The organism is Modestobacter altitudinis, assembly GCF_005930475.1.
GTDB lineage: Bacteria > Actinomycetota > Actinomycetes > Mycobacteriales > Geodermatophilaceae > Modestobacter > Modestobacter altitudinis.
Genome location: NZ_SJEW01000018.1, coordinates 31,934 through 53,223, shown reverse-complemented (window position 1 = coordinate 53,223; position 21,290 = coordinate 31,934). Strand labels below are relative to the sequence as shown.

Genomic DNA, 21,290 nt, shown 5'->3' with positions numbered 1-21,290 from the left:
TTACATCTCTGTCACTACAAGATGTTGGGGTGAGGTTAACCCTGCACCACTACAGGTACAACCTCCAGCCCCCGGCGCGTCTTCCCCTGTCACGTGCGCCCCGCCTGCCCCACACGCCTGACCAGCCCGGCCCCGCGCCGGTCAGGGCAGCTGCAGCACCGCACCGGGCAGCAGGTCGACGTCCTCGAGCCCGTTGAGGTCGACGATCGCGTCGACCACGGCCCGCGGGTCCTCCTCGGGAGCCAGCTCCTGGGCGAGCGACCAGAGCGTGTCGCCCTGCTGCACCACGACGGTCGACGAGCCGGCCAGCTCCAGCCCACCGCGGTCGGCGGTGAGCTGGACGGTGACCACGGTGACCGCGGCGATGGACAGCCCGACCGCGATCGACAGCCCGGCGACCACCCGACGACCGCGCTCGGTCAGCCGGATCGGCGTGAACTCGTCGCGGCCGGCGACCCCCGCCGCCCGGGCGACCGGGCGCTGCCCGCCCTCGACCGAGCACCCGCCGCGGACCGGACGCCCGACGGCCGGCCCGCCCGTCCAGGTCGGCCGGGCACCGGGCCGGGCCGGGTCTCGACGGGAGGTCGCGGGGGCGGCCGACCGGGGGCCGCGCCCGACCGGCCCCGGGCAGCGCGCGGATGCCGGCGGGACGGCGACCGGCCGGACGGCGACGCGCTCGGCGGGGAACTCGGCGATCGGCGCGACGGGGGAAGGGACGCGGCGCTCGGGGCTGGTCACGGGAGGCGCTCCTGGGGTCTGACGGTGCCGGGCGGGAGGGCAGACCGCGCGACCGACCAGGCGTGGAGCACGGTTCTCGAACGCCTGTTCGAGTCGAACGTCTGTGCGATGTCTACCGCATCCCCCCGACAAGTCCAGCCCCGGACGCCGACTTCTTCGAACAGGTGTTTGAACTACACGGGTGTGACCCGCTACCGTTCACCTGCGATCGAGATCGGGATCGCCGCACCGGCCCCGCCCGGAGCGCGGCGACGCACCCGGGAACCGCTGCCCCGGCAGCCGGACGAGGAGGACACATGGCGGTCGACGGCCCGACGGCAGGCAGGGGCAAGGGGTCCGCGCGGCGCAGCCGTGCCACCGGGGAGACCGGGGCGACCGGCGCCGGCGCGGCGATCCGGGAGTTCCCCGATCGCGGCGAGGCCGGCGACGGGCTGACCCAGCGCCAGCGCCGGGTGCTCGAGGTCATCCGCGACTCGATCGAGCGCCGGGGCTACCCGCCCTCGGTCCGCGAGATCGGTGAGGCGGTGGGGCTGTCCTCGGCCTCCTCGGTGGCCCACCAGCTGTCGGTGCTGCAGCGCAAGGGCTGGCTGCGGCGCGACCCGAACCGCCCGCGCGCGCTCGACGTCCGGCTCCCCGGCGAGACCGCCGTCCGGACCGAGGCCGCCGAGGCCGCCTCCGGGTCGCTGGCGGCGACCGGCGCGGCGAGCGGTGTGGACGAGGCCGCCGCCCCCCGCCCGACCTACGTCCCGCTCGTCGGCCGGATCGCCGCCGGTGGCCCGGTGCTGGCCGAGCAGGCGGTGGAGGAGGTCTTCCCGCTCCCCCGCGAGCTGGTCGGCGAGGGCACGCTGTTCATGCTGAAGGTCGCCGGTGACTCGATGGTCGACGCCGCCATCTGCGACGGCGACTGGGTCGTCGTCCGCCAGCAGCCGACCGCGGAGAACGGCGAGATCGTGGCCGCCATGATCGACGGCGAGGCGACGGTGAAGACCTACAAGCTCCGCGACGGGCACGTCTGGCTGATGCCCCACAACGAGGCGTACGAGCCGATCCCCGGTGACGACGCGACCGTCCTGGGCCGGGTCGTCACCGTCCTGCGCCGCGTCTGAGGCACGGTCCCCATGCGGGGCCCTGCTACTCCTGGCGCCGCCGGAACCGGCCGACGACCCACACCAGGGCGGTGGCCGCGACGGCGGCGAGCAGCCCAGCCGTCAGCGGGCTCACCGAGCCCGCCAACGCACCCTGCGACGAGGTGTCCTCGGCCGCCGCGGTGGACGCGGCCGGCTCGAGCGCGCCGGACGCGGGCACCAGGGTCACCGTGGTCGGCAGCCCCTCCCCCGACACCAGCAGGTCCCGGCTGTTCGCGGCGAAGGTGATCGCCTCGCCCTGGGGTGACTCCGGCAGCGCGACCCGCGCCGGGGAACCGCCGAGCGCGCCGGCGACGTCGGACCCGGCGAGCGGCCAGACGTAGGCGTCGGTGTAGGTGCGCAGCGCGATGCGCTGACCGTCCGGCGAGACGGCACCACCGGTGACGAGCAACTGCCCGGCCCGCCCCACCGGACCGCCGGGCGTCCCGGTGAGCGTGAACCCCAGCCGGAGCACCTCGCTCATCGGCACGGTGGCGCCGTCGGCGAGCGGGGCATCGGGCCGGTAGACGGTGCTGGCCCCCAGCACCTCCTTGGTGACCAGGTACGGCGTGCCGTCCGGGGCCAGCAGGAGGGCCTCGGCGTCGTGCGGCCCGTCCGGGTAGGTGAGCCGGGTCAGCGTGCTGCTGCCGTCCGGGCGCAGGCCGATGAGCGCGACAGTGTCGCGCGTCTGGTTGTTGTCACCGGTGTCTGCCAGCCAGATCGTCCCGTCCGAGCCCAGCGCCAGGTCCTCGGGGTCGTAGGGGTCCACGTCGGCGGAGCGGAGGTCGCCGACCGCGCAACTGCCGTCGAGGACGTACACCTCGGCGCGGTCGCCGCCGTCGTTCATGGCGAGCATGGTCTCGCCGGCGCCGGCCAGGCCGGAGAGCTCGGGCAGCCGGGGGTCGGTGATCTCGCAGAGCGTGCTCGGCTGGCCGTAGGGCGCGGCGTCCGCAGCCTCGGCCGCTGCCGGGGCGACCGGCAGGACGGCCAGCACCAGACCGAGGGGCGCACCGAGGGCCGCGCGGCCCGCCTTCCGGCGGCCCACGCGGTCAGGGCTCCGTACGGCCCGCTCTGGCACGGACCCAGCGTGACACCACGACCGCGTCGAGTGCATGAAGCACGCCCAACAGCAGGAGCCCGACGGCCAGCCCGACCACCGCGTCGGTGACCCAGTGGAAGTCCAGCGCCACCATGGCCACCCCGGTGGACACCGGCCCCAGGATGCTGAGCCACCAGAACGAGCGCTGCACCCACGCGGGCAACCCGTACTCCACCGCGGTCCAGCGGGCGACGCCCCACATCAGGACGGCGTTGGCCACGTGCCCGGAGGGGTAACTGGCCCCGTCGCGGTGGAAGAACGACCCTGGATAGGCCGGCGCGGTGCGACCGGTGCCGTACTTGAAGGCGTAGACGACGGCGGTGAGCAGGGCCAGGGCCATCAGCACGCGGACCAGCGGGACCAGGGTGCGGCGGCGTACGGCCAGCCAGCCGACGAGGGCGGCCAGCACGATGAGGATGAACCCCCGCCCACCGGCCTGGGTGAAGACCCAGACGAACCAGTAGGCGTCGGAGTGCCGCAGGTCCCAGACGCTGACCACCTCGGAGACCCGGAGGTCCATCCGCTCCAGCCAGCCCCGGTGGAGCAGGTCGACGGTGACCACGAGGGTGACCAGCGCGGCGAGCAGCAGCACCCACCACGGCGGCCTGCCGACCCCGATGACCGGGGCGGACCGGCCGGGCGGCACGCCACCGGCGGCGTCCGCCGTCGGCTGCACCGCGCTCCTGGCCACCCGGTCACGGTACCGGGGGCGTGACCTGTTCGTGATCGTCGGCGGTGGTCCGCCCGGAGGCGGACCACCGCCGGGCGTCACACCCCGGCGACCGGAGTGGCGTAGTCCTCGAGCAGCGCCGCCAGCGCCGGCGCGACCCGGGCGGTGAGGACCGTGCCGGTGGCCTCGTGCCGCTCCTCGATGACCTCGCCGTCCCGGTGGACCCGGGCGACCAGGTCGCCCCGGTCGTAGGGCACCAGGACCTCGACGTCGACGTCCGGGTGCGGCAGCCGGGCGGCGATCACGTCCCGCAGCGCCTCGATGCCCGCACCGGTCCGGGCCGAGACCCAGGCAGCGCCCGGGAGCGCCTGCCGCAGGGCGAGCACGTCGTCGGAGCTCATCGCGTCGACCTTGTTGACCACGATGAGCTCGGGGACCGCGGCGGCGTCGATCTCGTTGAGCACGATCCGCACCGCGTCGATCTGGCCCAGCGGGTCGGCGTCCGACCCGTCGACCACGTGCACGAGCAGGTCGGCGGCCGCGACCTCCTCCAGCGTGGACCGGAAGGCGTCGACCAGCTGGTGCGGCAGGTGGCGCACGAAGCCGACGGTGTCGGTCATCGTGAACTCCCGGCCGTCCGGCGTCTGCGCCCGGCGGACCGTCGGGTCCAGGGTGGCGAACAGCGCGTCCTGCACCAGCACCCCGGCGTCGGTGAGCTGGTTGAGCAGGCTGGACTTGCCCGCGTTGGTGTAGCCGGCGATCGCCACGCTGGGGATCGCGTTGCGGTCCCGGGAGTTGCGCTGCGTGGTGCGGGCGGTCGCCATGCCGGCGATCTCCTTGCGCAGCTTGCTCACCCGGGACCGGATCCGGCGTCGGTCGGTCTCGATCTTCGTCTCACCGGGACCACGGGTACCGATGCCGCCACCGCCGGCGACGCGGCCACCGGCCTGCCGGCTCAGCGACTCACCCCAGCCGCGCAGTCGCGGCAGCATGTACTGCATCTGGGCGAGCTCGACCTGTGCCTTGCCCTCCCGGCTGGTGGCGTGCTGGGCGAAGATGTCCAGGATCAGCGCGGTCCGGTCGACCACCTTGACCTTGAGGATCTTCTCCAGCTGGTTGAGCTGACCGGGGGCCAGCTCCCCGTCGCAGATCACGGTGTCGGCGCCGGTGGCGGCGACCACGTCGCGGAGCTCGGCGGCCTTGCCCGAGCCCACGTAGGTGGCCGGGTCGGGCTTGTCCCGACGCTGCATGAGCGCATCGAGCACCTGGGAGCCGGCGGTCTCGGCGAGCGCGGCGAGCTCCGCCAGCGAGCGCTGGGCGTCGACCGCCGTCCCCTCGGTCCAGACGCCGACCAGGACGACCCGCTCCAGGCGGAGCTGCCGGTACTCGACCTCGGTGACGTCGGTGAGCTCGGTGGAGAGACCGGCGACCCGGCGGAGGGCACCGCGCTCCTCCTTGACGTAGGAGCCGGTGGTGTCGTCAGGGGCGTCCCACGGGGTGGTGGGCGCCGGGGTGGAGTCCTTGGCGCGGGCACGCGCGGCCTTGTCGACCCGGGCCTCGGCCTCGTCGAGGACCGCGCGGTTCTGGGCTGTCGTCATCGGGTCCAGCGTGGCATGCCCCTGCGTGGACGGCGACTGACTTGTGGTGCGAGCTGTTGTCATCGCCGGGTACAACACCTCAGGGCTCCGGGTGCATCCCGATGTACAGGGACCACTTCTCGCCGTCCGGGTCGGGGGGGCGGCGGGCGTAGGAGTCCAGCAGGTCGTGCAGCCGCCGGGCCAGGTCCTCGCGGTCGGCGGCCGAGAGCCGCAGCCCCAGCCGGGTGCTCTCGAGGTGCTCCTCCCCCACTGCTGCCACCTCCTCCAGGAAGGCGCTCAGCGCCGGGTCCCGCCCCGCGGCCGGGCCGCCGGCGCCGTCCATCAGCCAGCTCTTGCCGGTCGCCCGGTAGGGCACCTCCCGGGCGCCGCGCGTCCCGCGCCGCACCGGTCCGGCGGCCAGGAAGCCGGTGTCCACGAGCGTGCGCACGTGGTGCAGCACCGTCGCCGGGTTGCGGTCCAGCCGGGCGGCGATCTCCTTGTTGGTGAGCGGGGAGTCCAGGCACAGCCGCAGGATCCGCAGCCGGACGGCTGAGGCCAGCGCCCGGGCCTCGGCGTCGGTCGCCGGACGGCGCTCACCGGCGACGCGCGGGGGACCCTCCGGGTCGGTCACGGCAGCAGCCTAGGCCGACACGCGGCACAGTGATTGACACTCCCCGATCACTCGGCTCAGGCTGCTCGGGTGACCTCTGATCGGAGCCTGCTCCGGCACCGCGACTTCCGGCACCTGTGGGCGGCCGAGACGGTCAGCCAGGTCGGCACCCAGGTGACGCTGCTGGCGCTGCCGGTCGTCGCGGTGACCGTGCTGGATGCGACGCCGCTGCAGATGGGCGTCCTCACCGCGCTGGAGACCGCCGCCTTCCTGCTCATCGGCCTGCCCGCCGGCGCATGGGTGGACCGCTGGCGCCGCAAGCGGGTGCTGGTCACCGCCGACCTGGTCCGTGCCGTCGTGCTGGCCACCCTGCCGGTCGCCTACCTGCTCGACGTGCTGAGCCTGGGCCAGCTGTTCGCCGTCGCTGCGGTCACCGGCACGGCCACGGTGTTCTTCGACGTCGCCTACCAGAGCTACCTGCCCGCGCTGGTCGACCGCGACCAGCTGGTGGACGGCAACGGCAAGCTCGAGGCCAGCCGCGCGGTCGCCCAGGTCGCCGGCCCGGGCGCCACCGGGGTGCTGCTGCGGGTGCTCGGCGCGCCGTTGCTGATCGCCGTGGACGCGGTGTCGTTCCTGCTGTCCGCGCTGTTCATCGCGCGGATCGGCACACCGGACGTCGTCCCGGACCGCGCGTCCCGGCGGCCGCTGCGCGCGGAGATCGCCGAAGGGCTCGGCTTCGTCGTCCGGCACCCGCTGCTGCGCCGGATCGTGGCCTGCACCGGCACCGGGAACCTCTTCGGCAGCATCACCAGCACCCTGCTGGTGCTGTTCGCGATCCGGGAGCTCGGCCTGTCCGAGGCCACCCTGGGGCTGGCGCTGTCGGCCGGGGCCCTCGGCGGGCTGCTGGGCGCGGCGACCGCCGCACGGTTCGCCCGGCGCGTGGGCGAGGGGCGGGCCATCCCGCTGTCCGCGGCGGTCCTGGTGCCGTTCGCCGCGCTCACGCCGTTGGCCGACCTCGGCGCCCCGGTGGTGCTGCTGGTGGTGAGCATGTTCGGGTTCAGCTGGTCGGTCGTGGTCTACAACATCACCCAGGTCAGCTTCCGGCAGCGGCTGTGCCCGCCGGGGCTGCTCGGCCGGATGAACGCCTCGGTCCGGTTCATCGTCTTCGGCACCATGCCGCTGGGTGGGCTCCTCGGCGGCGTGCTGGGCACCTGGCTCGGCGTCGTCCCGGCGCTGTGGGTCGGCGTGGCCGGCTCGGCGCTGGCCTGCCTGCCCGTCGTCCTCAGCCCGCTGCTGACCATGGGCGACCTCCCCGACGAGGAGGACGGCGGCCGGGTGCCCGACGCGGAGCCGGTTGCGCCCGGGGCCAGCGGGTAGGGCGGTCCCGACCGGATGCCCTGCCAGGGAGGACGACGATGACCCAGCCGACCACGAACTCCGACGGCGAACTGGACGACCCGGGCCGTGACCCGGTCGGTCTGGCGGTGCCGCGCAACCCGCTCGGCGGGGCGGACCAGGACAGCGGCCGCGGCACACCCGAGGGGACGCCTGGCCTCGAGGGCCAGTCGATGATGCCGGAGTCCCCCGGGGAGGACGACCGGCACGCGTGAGCCGGCTCAGCCGGCCAGCCACTCCGCGGTGAGCGCGCCGGCGCTCACGACGACGGCGGGACCCGACAGCACTGTCGTCGTCCCGTCGAACTCCACCGACAGCCGGCCGCCCGGGACGTCCACCGCGACCGTCCCGGCGGTCCGGCCGCCGGCCTGCAACGCCGCGTAGGCCGCGGCGCAGGCGCCGGTGCCGCACGAGCGGGTCTCCCCCACGCCGCGCTCGTAGACCCGCAGCCGGACGTGCGCGCACGCACCGGCGGGGGCGTCCTCTGCGGCCAGCACGTTGACGACCTCGACGTTGACGCCCTCGGGGAACATCACCGGGTCGACGCCCGGCAGCGCCGACAGGTCCAGGGTGTCGACGTCGACGTCGGTCAGGCTGACCAGGTGCGGGTTGCCCATCGACACCCCGAGCCCCGGGAACACGACGCCGGCGATCCGGGCCTCCCCCCGCCCGAGCGGCACCGCCGGGCCCATGTCCACCCAGTAGCCGCCGTCCGGGCGCGCACCCACCCGACGGGGGCCGCCGCGGGTGCCGACCAGCACCCCGGCCTCGGCGGTCGCCCGGTCCAGCAGGCCCTCGGCGAGCAGCACGTGCAGGTACAGCCGGATGCCGTTGCCGCACATCTCCGCGTGCGAGCCGTCGGCGTTGCGGTGGTCCATGAACCACTCGCAGTCGGCGAGGGCGTCGCCGAGGACGGCGGGGGCGTCGGGCACGTGCCGGCTGCGGACGACGCGCAGCACACCGTCGCCGCCCGGTCCGGCCCGCCGGTCGCAGAGCCGGCGGACCAGGTCGGCGTCCAGCCGGGTCTCCGGCCAGACGTCGCCGTCGGGGTCGGGCAGGACGACGAAGTCGTTCTCCGTGCCGTGGCCCAGGAGCACCCGCGGGCTCGCGCTGTCGATCACCGCCCGATCGTACGGTCGCCGATCAGGTCCACCACGGCGTCGGCCAGGTCGGCCCGGCCGGCGTCGAACCAGGTGGTGGCGGCGTCCCGGCGGAACCAGGAGCGCTGCCGGCGGACGAACCGGCGGGTCGTGCTGACCGTGCGCGCCTTGGCCTCGTCGGCGGTGAGCACGCCGTCGAACTGCTGGAGGACCTGGGCGTAGCCGAGCGCCCGGGAGGCGGTCGGCCCGTCGCGCAGCCCGTCGGCGGCGAGGGCCGCCACCTCGTCGACGAAGCCGGCCGCCCACATCAGGTCCACCCGCCGGGCGACCCGCTCGTCGAGCTCGTCGGCGGCCCGGTCCAGCCCGACGGTCACCGCCGGGTAGTGCGCCGCCGGCTCGGGCAGCCGGGCGGTGAACGGCTGCCTGGTCAGCTCGATCACCTCCAGCGCGCGCACCACCCGCCGCCCGTTGCTGGGCAGGATCGCCGCGGCGGCCGCCGGGTCGAGGGCGGCCAGTCGGGCGTGCAGCGCCGCGGCCCCGGCGGCGGTGAGCTCCTCGGTCAGCCGGGCGCGCACCGCGGGGTCGGTGCCGGGGAAGTCCAGCTCGTCGAGGACGGCCCGGACGTACAGCCCGGAGCCGCCGACCAGCAGCGGGACGACGCCCGCGGCACGCAGCCGGTCCACCTCCGCACGAGCCTGCCTGCGGTACTCGGCGACCGAGGCGGGCTCCCGGACGTGCCACAGGTCCAGCAGGTGGTGCGGCACGCCGTCCTGCTCGGCCGGCGTGGCCTTGGCGGTGCCGATGTCCATGCCGCGGTAGAGCTGCATCGAGTCGGCGTTCACCACCTCTCCCCCGAGGCGGTGGGCGAGGGCGACCGCGAGCGCGGTCTTCCCGGTGGCGGTCGGCCCGACCACGGCGACCACCGGCGGCCCCGCCGTCACCGGGTCCGCGGTCACCGGGTCCGCGGTCACCGGGTCCGCCAGGTCGCGACCGGGTAGCCGACCCCGAACGGCGCCTCGTCGGTGAGCAGCTGCGCGTCGATCTCCAGCCCGTCGAGGGCGGCACCGACCGCCCGCCACACCGGCACCCCGGCGGCGAGCAGCCGCGCCCCCTCCTCCGGGTCCAGGGTGGCCAGCGCGCCGGCGTCCCCGGTGGCCAGCGCCCGGGCGACGGCGGCGTCGAAGGGGGCCGCAGCGGGGTCGAGGTGACCGGGGGCCTTCTCGGAGCGCCGGGCCGAGCCGTCGCCCATCGCGAGGACGCCGACCGGACCCGGCAGGTCCGACAGCGCCGTCTCGAGGTCGTCGGGGCCGACACCCAGCCGCACACCGATGTGACCGGCCTGGTCGAGCAGCCACGCTCCCAGCAGGTGCGGCAGCGGCAGGCGCCGACCACCCGGCCGCGCCCACCCGGAAAAGGGCAGCTCGAGGTCGACCCCGAATCCGCGCAGGTCACCGACGTCGCCGGGGCCGAACCGCACGCCGTCCGCGCCCGTGCCGAGCACGACGACGACGTCGGGGGTGCCCTGCAGGACCACCTGCACGGCGGCCGACACCGCGGCCCGCAGCACGCCCAGGTCGGCGCTGTGCACGCCGGCGACCGCGGGCACCAGCAGCGGCGGCTGCGGGCAGAAGGCGACCGTGACCGGACAGCGAGGTCTCACGCGGGGCAGTCTTGCCGATGGGGCGTGGGAGACTGCTGGCGTGTCGAGCACGGAGAACACCGGAGACCGGACGCAGCAGGCCGCCCCCGCCCCCGACGAGCGCCCCGAGGCGGCGCTCGCCGAGGTCGCCCCGGTCGATCCCACGCCCCTGGCGGCGACCCCCGACGCGGTCGTCCCGGAGGTGGTGGAACGAGGCGTCGACGAACCCGCCGGCGGCGCGACCGCTGCCGGGTCGACCGCCGCCGGGGCGGCGCCCGCCGAGCCGACGGTCGACGTCCCGTCGGTGACCGAGACCGCGCCGGTCGACGAGGGCCCGCTGGCCGCGACGCCGGACGCCGCCGTCCCCGAGCCCGCGGAGGTCGGCACCGGTGCCGAGGTCCCGGCGTCGCAGGCGGTCACCCCGGAGGCGGGCACCCCCGCGGCCGGGTCGCCGTCCGACGCCGCGCTCGCAGACGCGACCACCGACGCGCCCACCACCGACGCGCCCACCACCGACGCGCCCACCACCGACGCGCCCACCACCGACGCCCTCACCGACGCCCTCACCGACACGCCTGCCACCGAGGCCCCCGTCCCGGCGCCCAGCGCCGAGGCCCCGGCGGCCGCGCCGGTGCCGTCGCCGGGTGGCCGGCATGCTGCCGGCCACCCGGCCCCGGCGGAGACGCCGACGATCGTCCCGGCCGTCCCGGCGTCGGACCCCACCGCGTGGGGCCGGGTCGACGACGAGGGCACCGTGTTCGTGACCACCGCGGCCGGGGAGCGTGCCGTCGGTTCCTGGCAGGCCGGTGACCCGGCCGCGGGGCTGGCGCACTACGGCCGCCGGTTCGACGACCTCGCCACCGAGGTGTCCCTGCTGGAGGCGCGGCTGGCCGCGCACACCGGCAACCCCGGTGAGATCAAGGCCAAGGCCGAGGAGCTCGCCGACCAGATCCTGACCTCCGCGGCGGTCGGCGACCTCGACCACCTGGCGCTGCGGGCGCGGGCCATCTCGAGCATGGCCGAGACGGCCGTCGCGGCGAACCGGGCGGAGAAGGCCAAGGCGCGGGCCGGGCAGATCGCCCGCAAGGAGGCGCTCGCCGCCGAGGCCGAGCAGATCGCCGCCGACTCCACGCAGTGGAAGTCCGCCGGCGACCGGCTCAAGGCGATCGTCGAGGAGTGGAAGACGATCAAGGGCATCGACCGGAAGACCGACGAGGCGCTGTGGCACCGCTTCGCCGCTGCCCGAGACGCCTTCGGTCGCCGCCGGGGTGCCCACTTCGCCCAGCTGGACACCCAGCGGGCCGAGGCCCGCGCCGCCAAGAGCGAGCTCATCGCCGAGGCCGAGCGGCTGTCGACCTCCACCGAGTGGGGCCCGACCAGCGCCGCGATGCGCTCGCTGATGGACCGCTGGAAGGCCGTGCCGCGGGTCGGCCGGGACACCGACGACGACCTGTGGAAGAAGTTCCGCGCCGCGCAGGACGTCTTCTTCGCCGCCCGCACCGCCTCCGACCAGGCCCGCAGCTCCGACGAGCTGGCCAACCAGAAGCAGAAGGAGGAGCTGCTGGCCGAGGCCGAGGCACTGGACCCGGGCAACCGGGCGGCGCAGAACACGCTGCGCAAGATCCAGGAGCGCTACGACGCCATCGGGCACGTGCCGCGCAACGCCATGCGGCCCCTGGAGGACCGGATGCGCGCCGTCGAGGAGAAGTTCCGCGGCGTCGCCGACTCGGCCCGGCCGCGGGTCCAGCCGGAGAACCCGCTGCTCACCTCGATGCGGGCGGCCGTCACCAAGGCCGAGGACCAGCTGGCGAAGGCGCAGGCGGCCGGCAACGCGAAGCGGATCAGCGAGGCCGAGGCCAACCTGGCCACCCGCCGCGAGTGGCTGGCCGAGGCGGAGAGGTCCTCCTCCCGCCGCTGAGAGATCGCGGAACAGGGCCCCGTCCGGTTCGACCGGACGGGGCCCTGTTCCGTCCGGCGGCAGTTCGGACGCCGCCGTCGTGCGCGGTCTCTCAGCTGCAGGCGGGCACCGGGGCAGCGACCGGGGCGGGAGCGCCGATCTGGGGCATGCCGAGCAGGACGCCGGGCGTGGTCGGGCGGGTGCCGGCCTCGCCGGCGTCGCCGGCCCGGGTACGGCGGTGGGAGACCAGCTCGCCGTCGGCGACCAGGAAGTGCGGCTTCGCGGCGGTCACGATCGTCTCCACCACGTCCCCGGCGCGGACGCCGTCGGTCGCGGTGAAGTGCACCAGCCGGCCGTCGCGCGCCCGGCCGGACAGCCGGCCGCGGGCGGCGTCCTTGCTGCCCTCCCCCGACGCGACGAGCAGCTCGACCCGCCGACCGATCAGGGCGGTGTTCTCCGCCCAGCTGATCTCGTCCTGCAGGGCCGTCAGCCGGAGGTAGCGCTCCTGCACGACCTCCTTGGGCAGCTGGTCGGCCATCTCCGCCGCCGGTGTGCCCGGGCGCTTGGAGTACTGGAACGTGAAGGCGCTGGCGAAGCGGGCCTGCCGGACGACGTCCAGGGTGCCTTCGAAGTCCTGCTCGGTCTCGCCGGGGAAGCCCACGATGATGTCGGTGGTGATCGCGGCGTCGGGCATCGCGGCCCGCACCCGGTCGATGATCCCCAGGTAGCGGTCCCGCCGGTAGCCGCGGCGCATCCGGCGCAGCACGTCGTCCGAGCCGGACTGCAGCGGCATGTGCAGCTGGTGGCAGACCGCCGGCGTCCCGGCCATCGCCTCGATGACGTCGTCGGTGAACTCGCGCGGGTGCGGGCTGGTGAACCGGATCCGCTCCAGGCCCTCGATCCGGCCGGCCGAGCGCAGCAGGTCGGCGAAGGCGCCGCGCTCGCGGAACTCGACGCCGTAGGCGTTCACGTTCTGCCCGAGCAGGGTCACCTCGAGGACTCCCTGGTCGACCAGCGCCTGCACCTCAGCCAGGACCTCGCCGGGACGGCGGTCCTTCTCCTTGCCGCGCAGCGCGGGGACGATGCAGAACGTGCAGGTGTTGTTGCAGCCGACGCTGATCGACACCCAGCCGGAGTGCGCGGAGTCCCGCTTGGCCGGCAGCGTGGAGGGGAACACCTCGAGGGACTCGACGATCTCCACCTGCGCCTCGGCGTTGTGCCGGGCGCGCTCGAGCAGCACCGGCAGCGAGCCCACGTTGTGGGTGCCGAAGACGACGTCCACCCACGGAGCGCGCCGGACGATCTCGCCGCGGTCCTTCTGCGCCAGGCAGCCGCCGACGGCGATCTGCATGCCGGGGTGGGCGTCCTTCACCGGGCGCAGGTGGCCGAGGTTGCCGTAGAGCCGGTTGTCGGCGTTCTCGCGGACCGCGCAGGTGTTCAGCACGACGACGTCGGCCTCGACCCCCTCGGCGGCGGCGGTGTAGCCGGCCTGCTCCAGGAGCCCGGACAGCCGCTCGGAGTCGTGGACGTTCATCTGACAGCCGTACGTGCGCACGAGGTAGGTCTTGCCGTTCACCACCGCATCGTAGAGACCCGTGGACACCGCCCCGTGCGGACGGCTGGTCGCAGCGCTTCGTGACCGATCCGACACCGGCACGGGGAACTCACAGCGTCGTTACAGCTTCGTGATCGCGCAGCGACGTCGCAGTGCCCGGACCGCCTTAGGGTCACCCGTCGTGACTGATCGTCCGACCGGAGAACCTCTCGTCCGCCTGACCGGCGTCAACAAGTGGTTCGGTGACCTCCACGTGCTGCAGGACATCGACCTGACGATCGACCGCGGCGAGGTCGTCGTCGTCATCGGGCCGTCGGGCTCGGGCAAGTCGACGCTGTGCCGCGCGATCAACCGCCTGGAGGCGATCCAGGACGGCGAGATCACCATCGACGGCCAGCGGCTGCCCGACGAGGGCAAGGAGCTGGCCCGGCTGCGCAGCGACGTGGGCATGGTGTTCCAGAGCTTCAACCTCTTCGCGCACAAGACCGTGCTGCAGAACGTGATGCTGGGTCCGACCACGGTGCGCAAGCAGTCCAAGGGCGAGGCGGAGAAGCGCGCCCGGGAGCTGCTGGACCGGGTCGGCGTGGGTCACCAGGCCGACAAGGTGCCCGCCCAGCTGTCCGGTGGCCAGCAGCAGCGGGTGGCGATCGCCCGGGCACTGGCGATGGACCCCAAGGTGATGCTCTTCGACGAGCCCACCTCGGCGCTGGACCCGGAGATGATCAACGAGGTCCTGGACGTCATGACCTCCCTCGCCCGGGACGGCATGACGATGGTCGTGGTGACCCACGAGATGGGCTTCGCCCGCCGCGCCGCCAACCGGGTCGTCTTCATGGACGCCGGCCGCATCGTCGAGTCCGCGACGCCGGAGACCTTCTTCACCAACCCGACCTCGGACCGGGCGAAGGACTTCCTCTCCAAGATCTTGAACCACTGACCGCCCGCACCCCCACGAGAGGACCCCTCATGCGCATCACCCGCCCCTTCGCGGCCCTCGCCGCGATGGCCACGGCCGGCGTCGTGCTGGCCGGCTGCTCCAGCGACGCCGGGAACCAGGCCGAGGACACCGCCGACAACAGCGCCGCCGTCGAGACCGACGTCGAGTTCGAGGCCGGGACGACGATGGCCGAGCTCAACGAGGCCGGCGCGATCACCATCGGCACCAAGTACGACCAGCCCGGCTTCGGCCTGTTGGACCCCTCGGGCACCCCGGAGGGCTTCGACGTCGAGATCGGCAAGATCATCGCCGCGAAGCTGGGCATCCCCGAGGACGGCATCACCTTCGTCGAGACCGTCTCGGCCAACCGCGAGCCGTTCATCCAGAACGGGCAGGCCGACATCGTGGTCGCCACGTACACGATCAACGACAAGCGCAAGGAGGTCGTGGACTTCGCCGGGCCGTACTACGAGGCGGGCCAGGACATCATGGTCGCCGCGGGCAACCCGGAGGGCATCGGAGGCCCCGACGACCTGGCCGGCAAGAACGTCTGCTCGGTCGAGGGCTCGACCCCGGCGGAGAACATCCGCACCAACTACCCCGAGGCGACGCTCACGCTGTTCGACGTCTACTCCAAGTGCGCCGACGCGCTCACCAACGGCCAGGTCGACGCGGTCACCACCGACAACGTCATCCTGACCGGCCTGGTGGCCGGCAACCCCGAGGGCTTCGAGCTGGTGGGCAACCCGTTCACCGAGGAGCCCTACGGCATCGGACTGGCCAAGGGCGACCAGGCCTTCCGCGACTTCATCAACGACACGCTCGAGGAGTCCTTCGAGGACGGCTCGTGGGCCGACGCCTGGGACGCCACCGCCGGCGCCATCAGCGGCCAGGAGGCCCCTGAGCCGCCGGCCGTCGACCGCTACTGACCGACCCGTGCTGCTGCCGGGCGGGGTCCTCCCGCCCGGCAGCGCGCTGTCCGAGCCTCGGAGGGAGGCGTGGTGCAGTTCTTCATCGACAACTTCCCGCTGCTGCGGGACGCCTTCCTGAAGACCCTCCAGCTGTCCGTGCTGGCGGGTCTGCTGGCCCTGGTCCTGGGGACCCTGCTGGCGGCGTTCCGGGTCAGCCCGATCACGCCGCTGCGGGGTCTGGCCACGTTCTACGTGGAGACGTTCCGGAACACCCCGCTGACGGTGGTCTTCTTCTTCATCATCTTCGGCCTGCCGCAGATCGACTTCGCGGTGGGCTTCTTCACCGGCTCGGTCCTCGCGGTGGGCCTGTACACGGCCGCGTTCGTCTGTGAGGCGGTGCGCTCGGGCATCAACGCCGTCTCCCCCGGGCAGGCGGAGGCCGCCCGGGCCCTGGGCCTGACGTTCGGCCAGTCGCTGCGCGAGGTCGTGCTCCCGCAGGCCTTCCGCACCGTGGTCCCCCCGCTGGGCAACGTCTGGATCGCCATGGTCAAGAACACCTCGATCGCCGCAGGTTTCGCGGTCACCGAGCTCACCGCCTCGCTGCAGCGGCTCTCCAACGCCAACGGCGGGGAGATCCTGCTGGTGCTGGCGGCCGTGGTGGCCGGCTACATGCTCATCACCGTCCCGTCGGCCTACGTGGTCAGCCGGGTGGAGCGACGGGTGGCGATCCTCCGATGAGCGCCCCGGTCCTCTTCGACCTCCCCGGCCCGAAGGCGCGTGCCCGGATCCGGATCGGCACGGTCATCGGCTCGCTGCTGGTGCTGGCGGTCATCGCCTTCGTGCTGGTGCGGCTGAACGGCAACGACCAGCTGGACCCGCAGCGCTGGTCGGTGCTGTTCGACCCGAACAGCGGTGTGCCGCAGGCGCTGGGCCAGGCGCTGCTGCGCACGCTGCGGGTCGCCGCCGTCGGCATGGTCGTCGCGACGGTGCTCGGGCTGCTGCTGGCCGTGGGCCGGCTCTCCGACCACCGTGCGGTGCGGATCGTGGTCACCACGGTCATCGAGTTCTTCCGGGCGATCCCGCTGCTGGTGGTGATCTTCGCGCTGTACTTCGTGCTGCCGAGCTTCGGCATCCGGCTGAGCACCTATGCGGCGCTGACCATCGGCCTGGTCCTCTACAACATGGCCGTGCTGGCGGAGATCTTCCGGGCCGGCATCCTGTCGGTCGACCGTGGCCAGTCCGAGGCGGCCTACGGCATCGGCCTGCGCAAGTCGCAGGTCATGCGGCTGGTCCTGCTGCCCCAGGCGGTCCGCCGGATGCTGCCGGTCCTGGTGGCCCAGCTGGTGGTGCTGCTCAAGGACAGCTCGCTGGGCTTCATCATCGGGTACTTCGAGCTGCTCCGGCAGGCGCGCAGCCTGGTGGAGTTCTTCACCCCGCGGTTCGGCAACGAGTACACGTTCCAGCTGTACGTGGCGGCCGGTCTGATCTACATCATCGTCAACGTGCTGCTGTCCCAGCTGGCCAAGTACATCGAGCGCCGGTCGCGCCGCAGCCCCAAGACGGCCGCGACGCAGGCCGTCGACCTGCCCGACGCACCCTCGGTCACCGGGCAGACCTCGATCTGAGCGCACTCCCCCGGGTCCCCGGCGTCCTGCACCTGGACACCGGGGACCGCTGTGCTGCCCGAGGACGTGCAGCCCTGCGCTGCGCGGCGCCCTCGACCCCCGTACGGTGTGGCGCCAGGCTGTTCCCGCCGGCTCGACGAGGAGTCGCATGGCAGAGGGCGCGTGGGCGGTGGCTCCGCCAGCAGAGGACACGGTCGCGGGCCTGCTGCACCGGCTGATCGCGACCAGCGGCAGCCTGGTGGAGGCGGCGGCGGGCAGCGTCTCCCTGGTCGACGACTCGCGGGACCAGTACGCCAAGCTGGCCGAGCGCGGGACGTCCTGCCAGCTCGGCGGCAGCTTCCCCCTCGACGAGGGCGTCACCGGCCAGGTGGTGGCCCGACGACGGCCGGTGGTCCTGGCGACCTACGGCGAGGTCCGTACCGGTCACCTGGCAGCCGGCGAGGCAGCGCACTCCGGCGCCGTCGTGGCCGTGCCCATCTGGTGGCGCGGTGACGTGGTGGGCGCCAACGTGGTCTTCGCCTGCCGCCCCCGCCGGTTCACCGTGGCGGAGGTCGACGAGCTCGAACTGCTCACCCAGGCCGCGGTCCCCGACATCGTCCGCGCCGGGGTCGACGACCCTTCGCTCACCCACCTCCTCCGCCGCCGGGGTGAGGACGGCGGGGTGCTCGGGTCCCGCCTCAGCCCTGCGGCACCGGCCGGGTCGGTCGGCCCTGGTCGGCACTCACCACTCACCCGGCGGGAACAGGAGACCCTCACCCTGCTCGCCCGTGGGATGAGCAACCGGCAGATGGCCGCCACGCTGGTGCTGTCGCCGAAGACCGTGGAGAAGCACGTGGCAGCGCTGCTGCACAAGACCGGGACCGGCAGCCGCACCGCAGCGGTGATGATCGCGCTGGACCGGGGGTGGCTGCCGCGGCCCGGTGGTCGACCGACCGCCGAGTGAGAACTGGGTGATTCACCCCATACACCTGTGATGCGCACCACGCTTGACTCCTGGGACAACTCGGAGAGCCCATCCGACCGAGAGCACAGGAGCGTCGGTGCCCGTCGTCCCCATGAAGGAGCTCCTCGACCGAGCGCTGGCCGACCGGTACGGCGTGCCGGCGTTCAACATCGTCAACGACCTGAGCATCGAGGCGGTGCTCGCGGCCGCCGTCGAGGAGCACTCCCCGGTCATCCTGCAGACCTCGGTCAAGACGGTGCGGATGTACGGCCGCGCGCAGTTGTTCGACATCGTCGGCACCCTGGTCCGCGACGTCGCGGTGCCGGTGACGCTGCACCTGGACCACTGCCCGGACCGCTCGGTCATCAGCGACTGCCTCGCGGGCGGCTGGAACTCGGTCCTCTTCGACGCCCACGAGCTCGACGTGGCGGAGAACCTGCGGCAGACCACCGAGGTGGTCGCCGAGGCCCGGGCACGCGGCGCGCACGTCGAGGGTGAGATCGAGGGCATCCAAGGGGTCGAGGACGGCATCGGCTCGGACGCGGCCTCGGTGGTCCAGACCCTGGAGGTGGCCGTCGACTTCATCCGGCGCACGGGTGTCGACTGCTTCGCCCCTGCGATCGGCAACGCCCACGGTCAGTACACCTCCGCCCCCGTCCTCGACCACCAGCGGGTCAGCGACCTGGTGGAGGCGACCGGCGTGCCGATGGCCCTGCACGGCGGCACCGGGCTGTCCGCCGAGCAGTTCCAGGACCTCATCGCGCGGGGGTGCGCCAAGGTCAACATCTCCACGGCGCTCAAGCAGGTGTTCCTGCAGTCCAGCCTGGAGTTCCTGCGCGACGCCGAGGCGAGGGGGAAGTGGGACCCGCCGTCCTTCTTCACCCACCAGCGGTCCGCCGTGATGGGCATGGCCGTCGAGCACATGCGCACCTTCGGCAGTTCCGGACGCGCCTGGTGAGCGCCCTGGTCTTCGACTGCGACGGGGTGCTCGCCGACACCGAGCGGTTCGGCCACCTCCCCGCCTTCAACGCGACCTTCGCCGAGCACGGGCTGCCCGTGCGGTGGAGCGAGGACGACTACGGCGAGAAGCTGGCCATCGGCGGCGGCAAGGAGCGGATGGCCAGCCTGTTCCAGGACCCGGAGTTCGTGCGCTCCGCCGGCATTCCGGACGACGACGCCGCCCGCGCCCAGCTGCTCGCCGAATGGCACCGCACGAAGACGGCGCGGTTCCGCGCGCTGGTCGCCGCTGGGGAGATCCCGGCGCGGCCCGGTGTCGCGCGGCTCGTCGCCGAGGCGCTCGACGACGGGTGGACGGTCGCGGTCGCCTCCACGTCGGCCGAGGAGTCCGTCCGCGCCGTGCTGGAGCACGCCGTCGGAGCCGGCACCGCCGCGCGCATCCCGGTCTTCGCCGGGGACGTCGTCCCGGCCAAGAAACCGGACCCGGCGATCTACGACCTCGTCCTGCAGACCCTCGACCTGGACCACGGCGACACGCTCGTGGTCGAGGACTCCCGCAACGGCCTGCTGGCCGCGACCGGCGCCGGGCTGCCGTGCCTGGTCACCGTCAACGGCTACACCCGGCACGAGCCCTTCGACGAGGCGGTGCTCGTGGTGTCCGAGCTCGGCGACCCCGACCGCCCGCCGATCGAGGTCCTGGCCAACCGGGGCGGGGCGCAGCCCGGTCACCACGTCGTGCTGGGCGACGCCCGGGCGTGCCTGGGCCGGCCGGACCGCACTCCCTCCACCGACCGGCCCGAGAGAGGAACGGCGTGAGCAGCACGGCGCAGCAGCAGGTCGACCTGGTCGTCCGCACGATCGCCCAGGCGGCCGTGGACAACGAGAAGTACTTCGGCGATCTCGACGCGGTCGTCGGCGACGGCGACTTCGGCTACTCCCTCGCGCGCGGCTTCGAGAACGTCCTCGACGGCTGGGACGACGTCGACCGCACCGACATCGGCACCTTCCTGAAGAAGATCGGCATGGTGATCACCGCCCGGATCGGGGGCACCTCGGGGCCGATCTGGGGAACCGCGTTCATGCGGGCCGGGATGACCGCCGGGGCGACGGACAGCCTGACCGGCGACCAGGTCGTGGCCATGCTCCGTGCCGCCGTCGAGGGGATCAAGGCGCGCGGCCAGTCCGACGTCGGCGACAAGACCCTGCTCGACGTCCTGGTGCCGGTCACCGATCGGCTGGAGGCGGAGCTGACCGCGGGCACGGACGCGACGCACGTGCTCGCCGCCCTGGCCGAGACCGCCAGGGAGGCCGCGGACGCCACCGCGGACATGGTCGCCAAGCGTGGTCGCGCGTCCTACACCGGAGAGCGCAGCAGGGGTTCGGTCGACGCCGGCGCGATGGGCGTGGCCGTGATCATCGGACGGATCAACGAGGCCTGGCAGACAGAGGGAGCGTCATGAAGAAGTTCGTCAACGACCCCAAGCAGTTCGTCCCGGAGATGCTCGAGGGCCTGGCGTTGGCCAACCCGCACCGCCTCAGGTACGTGCCCGAGCACAACCTGATCATGCGGTCCGACGCCCCCAGCGAGGACCGGGTCTCCATCGTGCAGGGCTCCGGGTCCGGGCACGAGCCCGCCCACGTCATGATCGTCGGCAAGGGGATGCTGGACGCCGCCTGCCCCGGTGACGTCTTCGCCGCCCCACCGATGAACTACGTCTACGAGACGGCGAAGCTGCTGGCCTCGCCGAAGGGCGTGCTGCTGCTGGTGAACAACTACACCGGCGACCGGATGGCCTTCGACATGGGCAAGGAGATGGCCGAGTCCGAAGGTCTCAAGGTCGAGATCCTGACGATCAACGACGACGTGGCGGTCAAGGACTCGACGTACACCGTCGGCCGACGTGGCGTTGCCGGCAACTTCTTCGTGATCAAGGCGGTGGGCGCGGCCGCCGCCCGCGGCGACGACCTCGACGAGGTGATCCGGGTGGGCAAGAAGGTCAACGACGTCACCCGGACGATGGGTGTGGCGCTCACCGCCTGCACCCCGCCCGCCAAGGGCTCGCCGCTCTTCGAACTCGGCGAGGACGAGATCGAGATGGGTGTGGGCATCCACGGCGAGCCCGGCCGCGAGCGGAAGAAGATGGCGACTGCGGACGTCATCGTCGACGAACTGCTCGAGGCGGTCGTCACCGACCTGCCGTACAGCTCCGGCGACAACGTGGCCTTGATGATCAACGGACTCGGTGGCACTCCCATCAGTGAGCTGTACATCCTCTACCGCCGCGCCCACCAGCAGCTCGCCGACCGCGGCATCACGGTGACCCGCAGCTACGTCAACGAGTACTGCACCTCCCTGGACATGGCCGGCGCATCCCTGACCCTGGTGAAGCTGGACGACGAGATCGACGCCCTGCTCGATGCCCCGGCGGAGGTCCCGGTCCGGGTGTTCTGACCGCCCGGCAAAGCCGCGGCACCGGCTGCCGCCCGACCCCCACCTGATGTTGAGGAGAGCA

General features: G+C 73.4%; 22 protein-coding genes. 13 read left to right on the top strand and 9 right to left on the bottom strand.

The window, feature by feature from the left end; genetic code table 11:
- Positions 1 to 141 precede the first annotated feature (141 nt).
- A complete protein-coding gene (locus tag FHL79_RS25495; protein WP_218938397.1) occupies positions 142 to 738 on the bottom strand; it encodes a LysM peptidoglycan-binding domain-containing protein in 597 nt (198 codons plus the stop codon).
- A gap of 296 nt (positions 739 to 1,034) precedes the next feature.
- Here FHL79_RS25495 and lexA point away from each other — a divergent pair, with 296 nt between their 5' ends.
- On the top strand, positions 1,035 to 1,844 hold the full coding sequence (gene lexA, locus FHL79_RS09245; RefSeq protein WP_138758312.1) for a transcriptional repressor LexA: 810 nt from the start codon (positions 1,035 to 1,037) through the stop codon (positions 1,842 to 1,844).
- Between the two features lie 25 nt (positions 1,845 to 1,869).
- Here lexA and FHL79_RS09240 read toward each other — a convergent pair whose 3' ends face one another.
- The 4 genes from FHL79_RS09240 to FHL79_RS09225 form a co-directional block, all read right to left on the bottom strand.
- A complete protein-coding gene (locus FHL79_RS09240) occupies positions 1,870 to 2,907 on the bottom strand; it encodes a hypothetical protein (protein WP_246080555.1) in 1,038 nt (345 codons plus the stop codon).
- A 4-nt stretch (positions 2,908 to 2,911) separates the two neighbouring features.
- Positions 2,912 to 3,652, bottom strand: a complete 741-nt coding sequence (locus tag FHL79_RS09235) for a phosphatase PAP2 family protein (RefSeq protein WP_246080553.1) — start codon at positions 3,650 to 3,652, stop codon at positions 2,912 to 2,914.
- A gap of 77 nt (positions 3,653 to 3,729) precedes the next feature.
- Positions 3,730 to 5,229 (bottom strand): GTPase HflX, encoded by a 1,500-nt coding sequence (hflX, locus tag FHL79_RS09230; protein ID WP_138758311.1) that lies wholly within the window; start codon positions 5,227 to 5,229, stop codon positions 3,730 to 3,732.
- Between the two features lie 79 nt (positions 5,230 to 5,308).
- Positions 5,309 to 5,839, bottom strand: coding sequence for an ArsR/SmtB family transcription factor (locus tag FHL79_RS09225; RefSeq protein ID WP_138758310.1), 531 nt, complete (start codon positions 5,837 to 5,839; stop codon positions 5,309 to 5,311).
- Positions 5,840 to 5,908: 69 nt separating this feature from the next.
- On the opposite strand from FHL79_RS09225, the gene FHL79_RS09220 reads away from it, so the two are divergent.
- On the top strand, positions 5,909 to 7,195 hold the full coding sequence (locus FHL79_RS09220) for an MFS transporter (RefSeq protein ID WP_138758309.1): 1,287 nt from the start codon (positions 5,909 to 5,911) through the stop codon (positions 7,193 to 7,195).
- Between the two features lie 38 nt (positions 7,196 to 7,233).
- The gene (locus tag FHL79_RS09215) at positions 7,234 to 7,428 is read left to right on the top strand and encodes a hypothetical protein (protein WP_138758308.1); all 195 of its coding nucleotides are present in this window, start codon (positions 7,234 to 7,236) and stop codon (positions 7,426 to 7,428) included.
- Between the two features lie 6 nt (positions 7,429 to 7,434).
- Here FHL79_RS09215 and dapF read toward each other — a convergent pair whose 3' ends face one another.
- Genes dapF through FHL79_RS09200 form a run of 3 tightly spaced genes read right to left on the bottom strand, consistent with a single transcriptional unit; the run spans position 7,435 to position 9,973 of the window.
- Positions 7,435 to 8,334 (bottom strand): diaminopimelate epimerase, encoded by a 900-nt coding sequence (gene dapF, locus FHL79_RS09210; protein ID WP_138758307.1) that lies wholly within the window; start codon positions 8,332 to 8,334, stop codon positions 7,435 to 7,437.
- Positions 8,331 to 9,284 (bottom strand): tRNA (adenosine(37)-N6)-dimethylallyltransferase MiaA, encoded by a 954-nt coding sequence (miaA, locus tag FHL79_RS09205; RefSeq protein WP_246080552.1) that lies wholly within the window; start codon positions 9,282 to 9,284, stop codon positions 8,331 to 8,333. The genes dapF and miaA overlap by 4 nt, the downstream gene beginning before the upstream one ends.
- Complete coding sequence (locus FHL79_RS09200) at positions 9,281 to 9,973, bottom strand: class III extradiol ring-cleavage dioxygenase family protein (RefSeq protein WP_138758306.1); 693 nt, start codon at positions 9,971 to 9,973, stop codon at positions 9,281 to 9,283. Before FHL79_RS09200 ends, miaA begins: the two co-directional genes overlap by 4 nt.
- A gap of 40 nt (positions 9,974 to 10,013) precedes the next feature.
- Between FHL79_RS09200 and FHL79_RS09195 the strand changes: the two genes are divergently transcribed.
- Positions 10,014 to 11,870, top strand: coding sequence for a DUF349 domain-containing protein (locus FHL79_RS09195; RefSeq protein WP_138758305.1), 1,857 nt, complete (start codon positions 10,014 to 10,016; stop codon positions 11,868 to 11,870).
- A gap of 91 nt (positions 11,871 to 11,961) precedes the next feature.
- Here FHL79_RS09195 and miaB read toward each other — a convergent pair whose 3' ends face one another.
- Positions 11,962 to 13,425 (bottom strand): tRNA (N6-isopentenyl adenosine(37)-C2)-methylthiotransferase MiaB, encoded by a 1,464-nt coding sequence (gene miaB / locus FHL79_RS09190; protein ID WP_138758304.1) that lies wholly within the window; start codon positions 13,423 to 13,425, stop codon positions 11,962 to 11,964.
- A 160-nt stretch (positions 13,426 to 13,585) separates the two neighbouring features.
- On the opposite strand from miaB, the gene FHL79_RS09185 reads away from it, so the two are divergent.
- From FHL79_RS09185 to dhaK, 9 genes are all read left to right on the top strand, one after another.
- On the top strand, positions 13,586 to 14,341 hold the full coding sequence (locus tag FHL79_RS09185) for an amino acid ABC transporter ATP-binding protein (RefSeq protein WP_138758303.1): 756 nt from the start codon (positions 13,586 to 13,588) through the stop codon (positions 14,339 to 14,341).
- 29 nt (positions 14,342 to 14,370) lie between these two features.
- Positions 14,371 to 15,270 (top strand): glutamate ABC transporter substrate-binding protein, encoded by a 900-nt coding sequence (locus FHL79_RS09180; RefSeq protein ID WP_138758302.1) that lies wholly within the window; start codon positions 14,371 to 14,373, stop codon positions 15,268 to 15,270.
- A gap of 72 nt (positions 15,271 to 15,342) precedes the next feature.
- Complete coding sequence (locus FHL79_RS09175) at positions 15,343 to 15,990, top strand: amino acid ABC transporter permease (protein WP_138758337.1); 648 nt, start codon at positions 15,343 to 15,345, stop codon at positions 15,988 to 15,990.
- A complete protein-coding gene (locus tag FHL79_RS09170; RefSeq protein ID WP_138758301.1) occupies positions 15,987 to 16,877 on the top strand; it encodes an amino acid ABC transporter permease in 891 nt (296 codons plus the stop codon). Before FHL79_RS09175 ends, FHL79_RS09170 begins: the two co-directional genes overlap by 4 nt.
- Positions 16,878 to 17,025: 148 nt before the next feature.
- Positions 17,026 to 17,820 (top strand): helix-turn-helix transcriptional regulator, encoded by a 795-nt coding sequence (locus FHL79_RS09165; protein WP_138758300.1) that lies wholly within the window; start codon positions 17,026 to 17,028, stop codon positions 17,818 to 17,820.
- Positions 17,821 to 17,917: 97 nt separating this feature from the next.
- Positions 17,918 to 18,778, top strand: a complete 861-nt coding sequence (locus FHL79_RS09160; protein WP_138758299.1) for a class II fructose-bisphosphate aldolase — start codon at positions 17,918 to 17,920, stop codon at positions 18,776 to 18,778.
- Positions 18,775 to 19,593, top strand: a complete 819-nt coding sequence (locus tag FHL79_RS09155; protein ID WP_138758298.1) for an HAD-IA family hydrolase — start codon at positions 18,775 to 18,777, stop codon at positions 19,591 to 19,593. Before FHL79_RS09160 ends, FHL79_RS09155 begins: the two co-directional genes overlap by 4 nt.
- Entirely contained in the window at positions 19,590 to 20,237 is a 648-nt protein-coding gene (gene dhaL, locus FHL79_RS09150) for a dihydroxyacetone kinase subunit DhaL (protein WP_138758297.1), read from the top strand. Before FHL79_RS09155 ends, dhaL begins: the two co-directional genes overlap by 4 nt.
- Positions 20,234 to 21,229: a dihydroxyacetone kinase subunit DhaK gene (dhaK, locus tag FHL79_RS09145; protein WP_138758296.1), complete on the top strand. Its 996-nt coding sequence runs from the start codon at positions 20,234 to 20,236 to the stop codon at positions 21,227 to 21,229. Before dhaL ends, dhaK begins: the two co-directional genes overlap by 4 nt.
- The last annotated feature ends 61 nt before the right edge of the window (positions 21,230 to 21,290 follow it).

What these genes read in the sequence shown, in the direction of transcription:
- FHL79_RS09165 (WP_138758300.1), top strand. Translation starts at nt 17,026, where the DNA reads ATGGCAGAGGGCGCGTGGGCGGTGGCTCCGCCAGCAGAGGACACGGTC.
- FHL79_RS09170 (WP_138758301.1), top strand. Translation starts at nt 15,987, where the DNA reads ATGAGCGCCCCGGTCCTCTTCGACCTCCCCGGCCCGAAGGCGCGTGCC.
- lexA (WP_138758312.1), top strand. Translation starts at nt 1,035, where the DNA reads ATGGCGGTCGACGGCCCGACGGCAGGCAGGGGCAAGGGGTCCGCGCGG.
- hflX (WP_138758311.1), bottom strand. Translation starts at nt 5,229, where the DNA reads ATGACGACAGCCCAGAACCGCGCGGTCCTCGACGAGGCCGAGGCCCGG.
- FHL79_RS09215 (WP_138758308.1), top strand. Translation starts at nt 7,234, where the DNA reads ATGACCCAGCCGACCACGAACTCCGACGGCGAACTGGACGACCCGGGC.
- dhaK (WP_138758296.1), top strand. Translation starts at nt 20,234, where the DNA reads ATGAAGAAGTTCGTCAACGACCCCAAGCAGTTCGTCCCGGAGATGCTC.
- FHL79_RS09180 (WP_138758302.1), top strand. Translation starts at nt 14,371, where the DNA reads ATGCGCATCACCCGCCCCTTCGCGGCCCTCGCCGCGATGGCCACGGCC.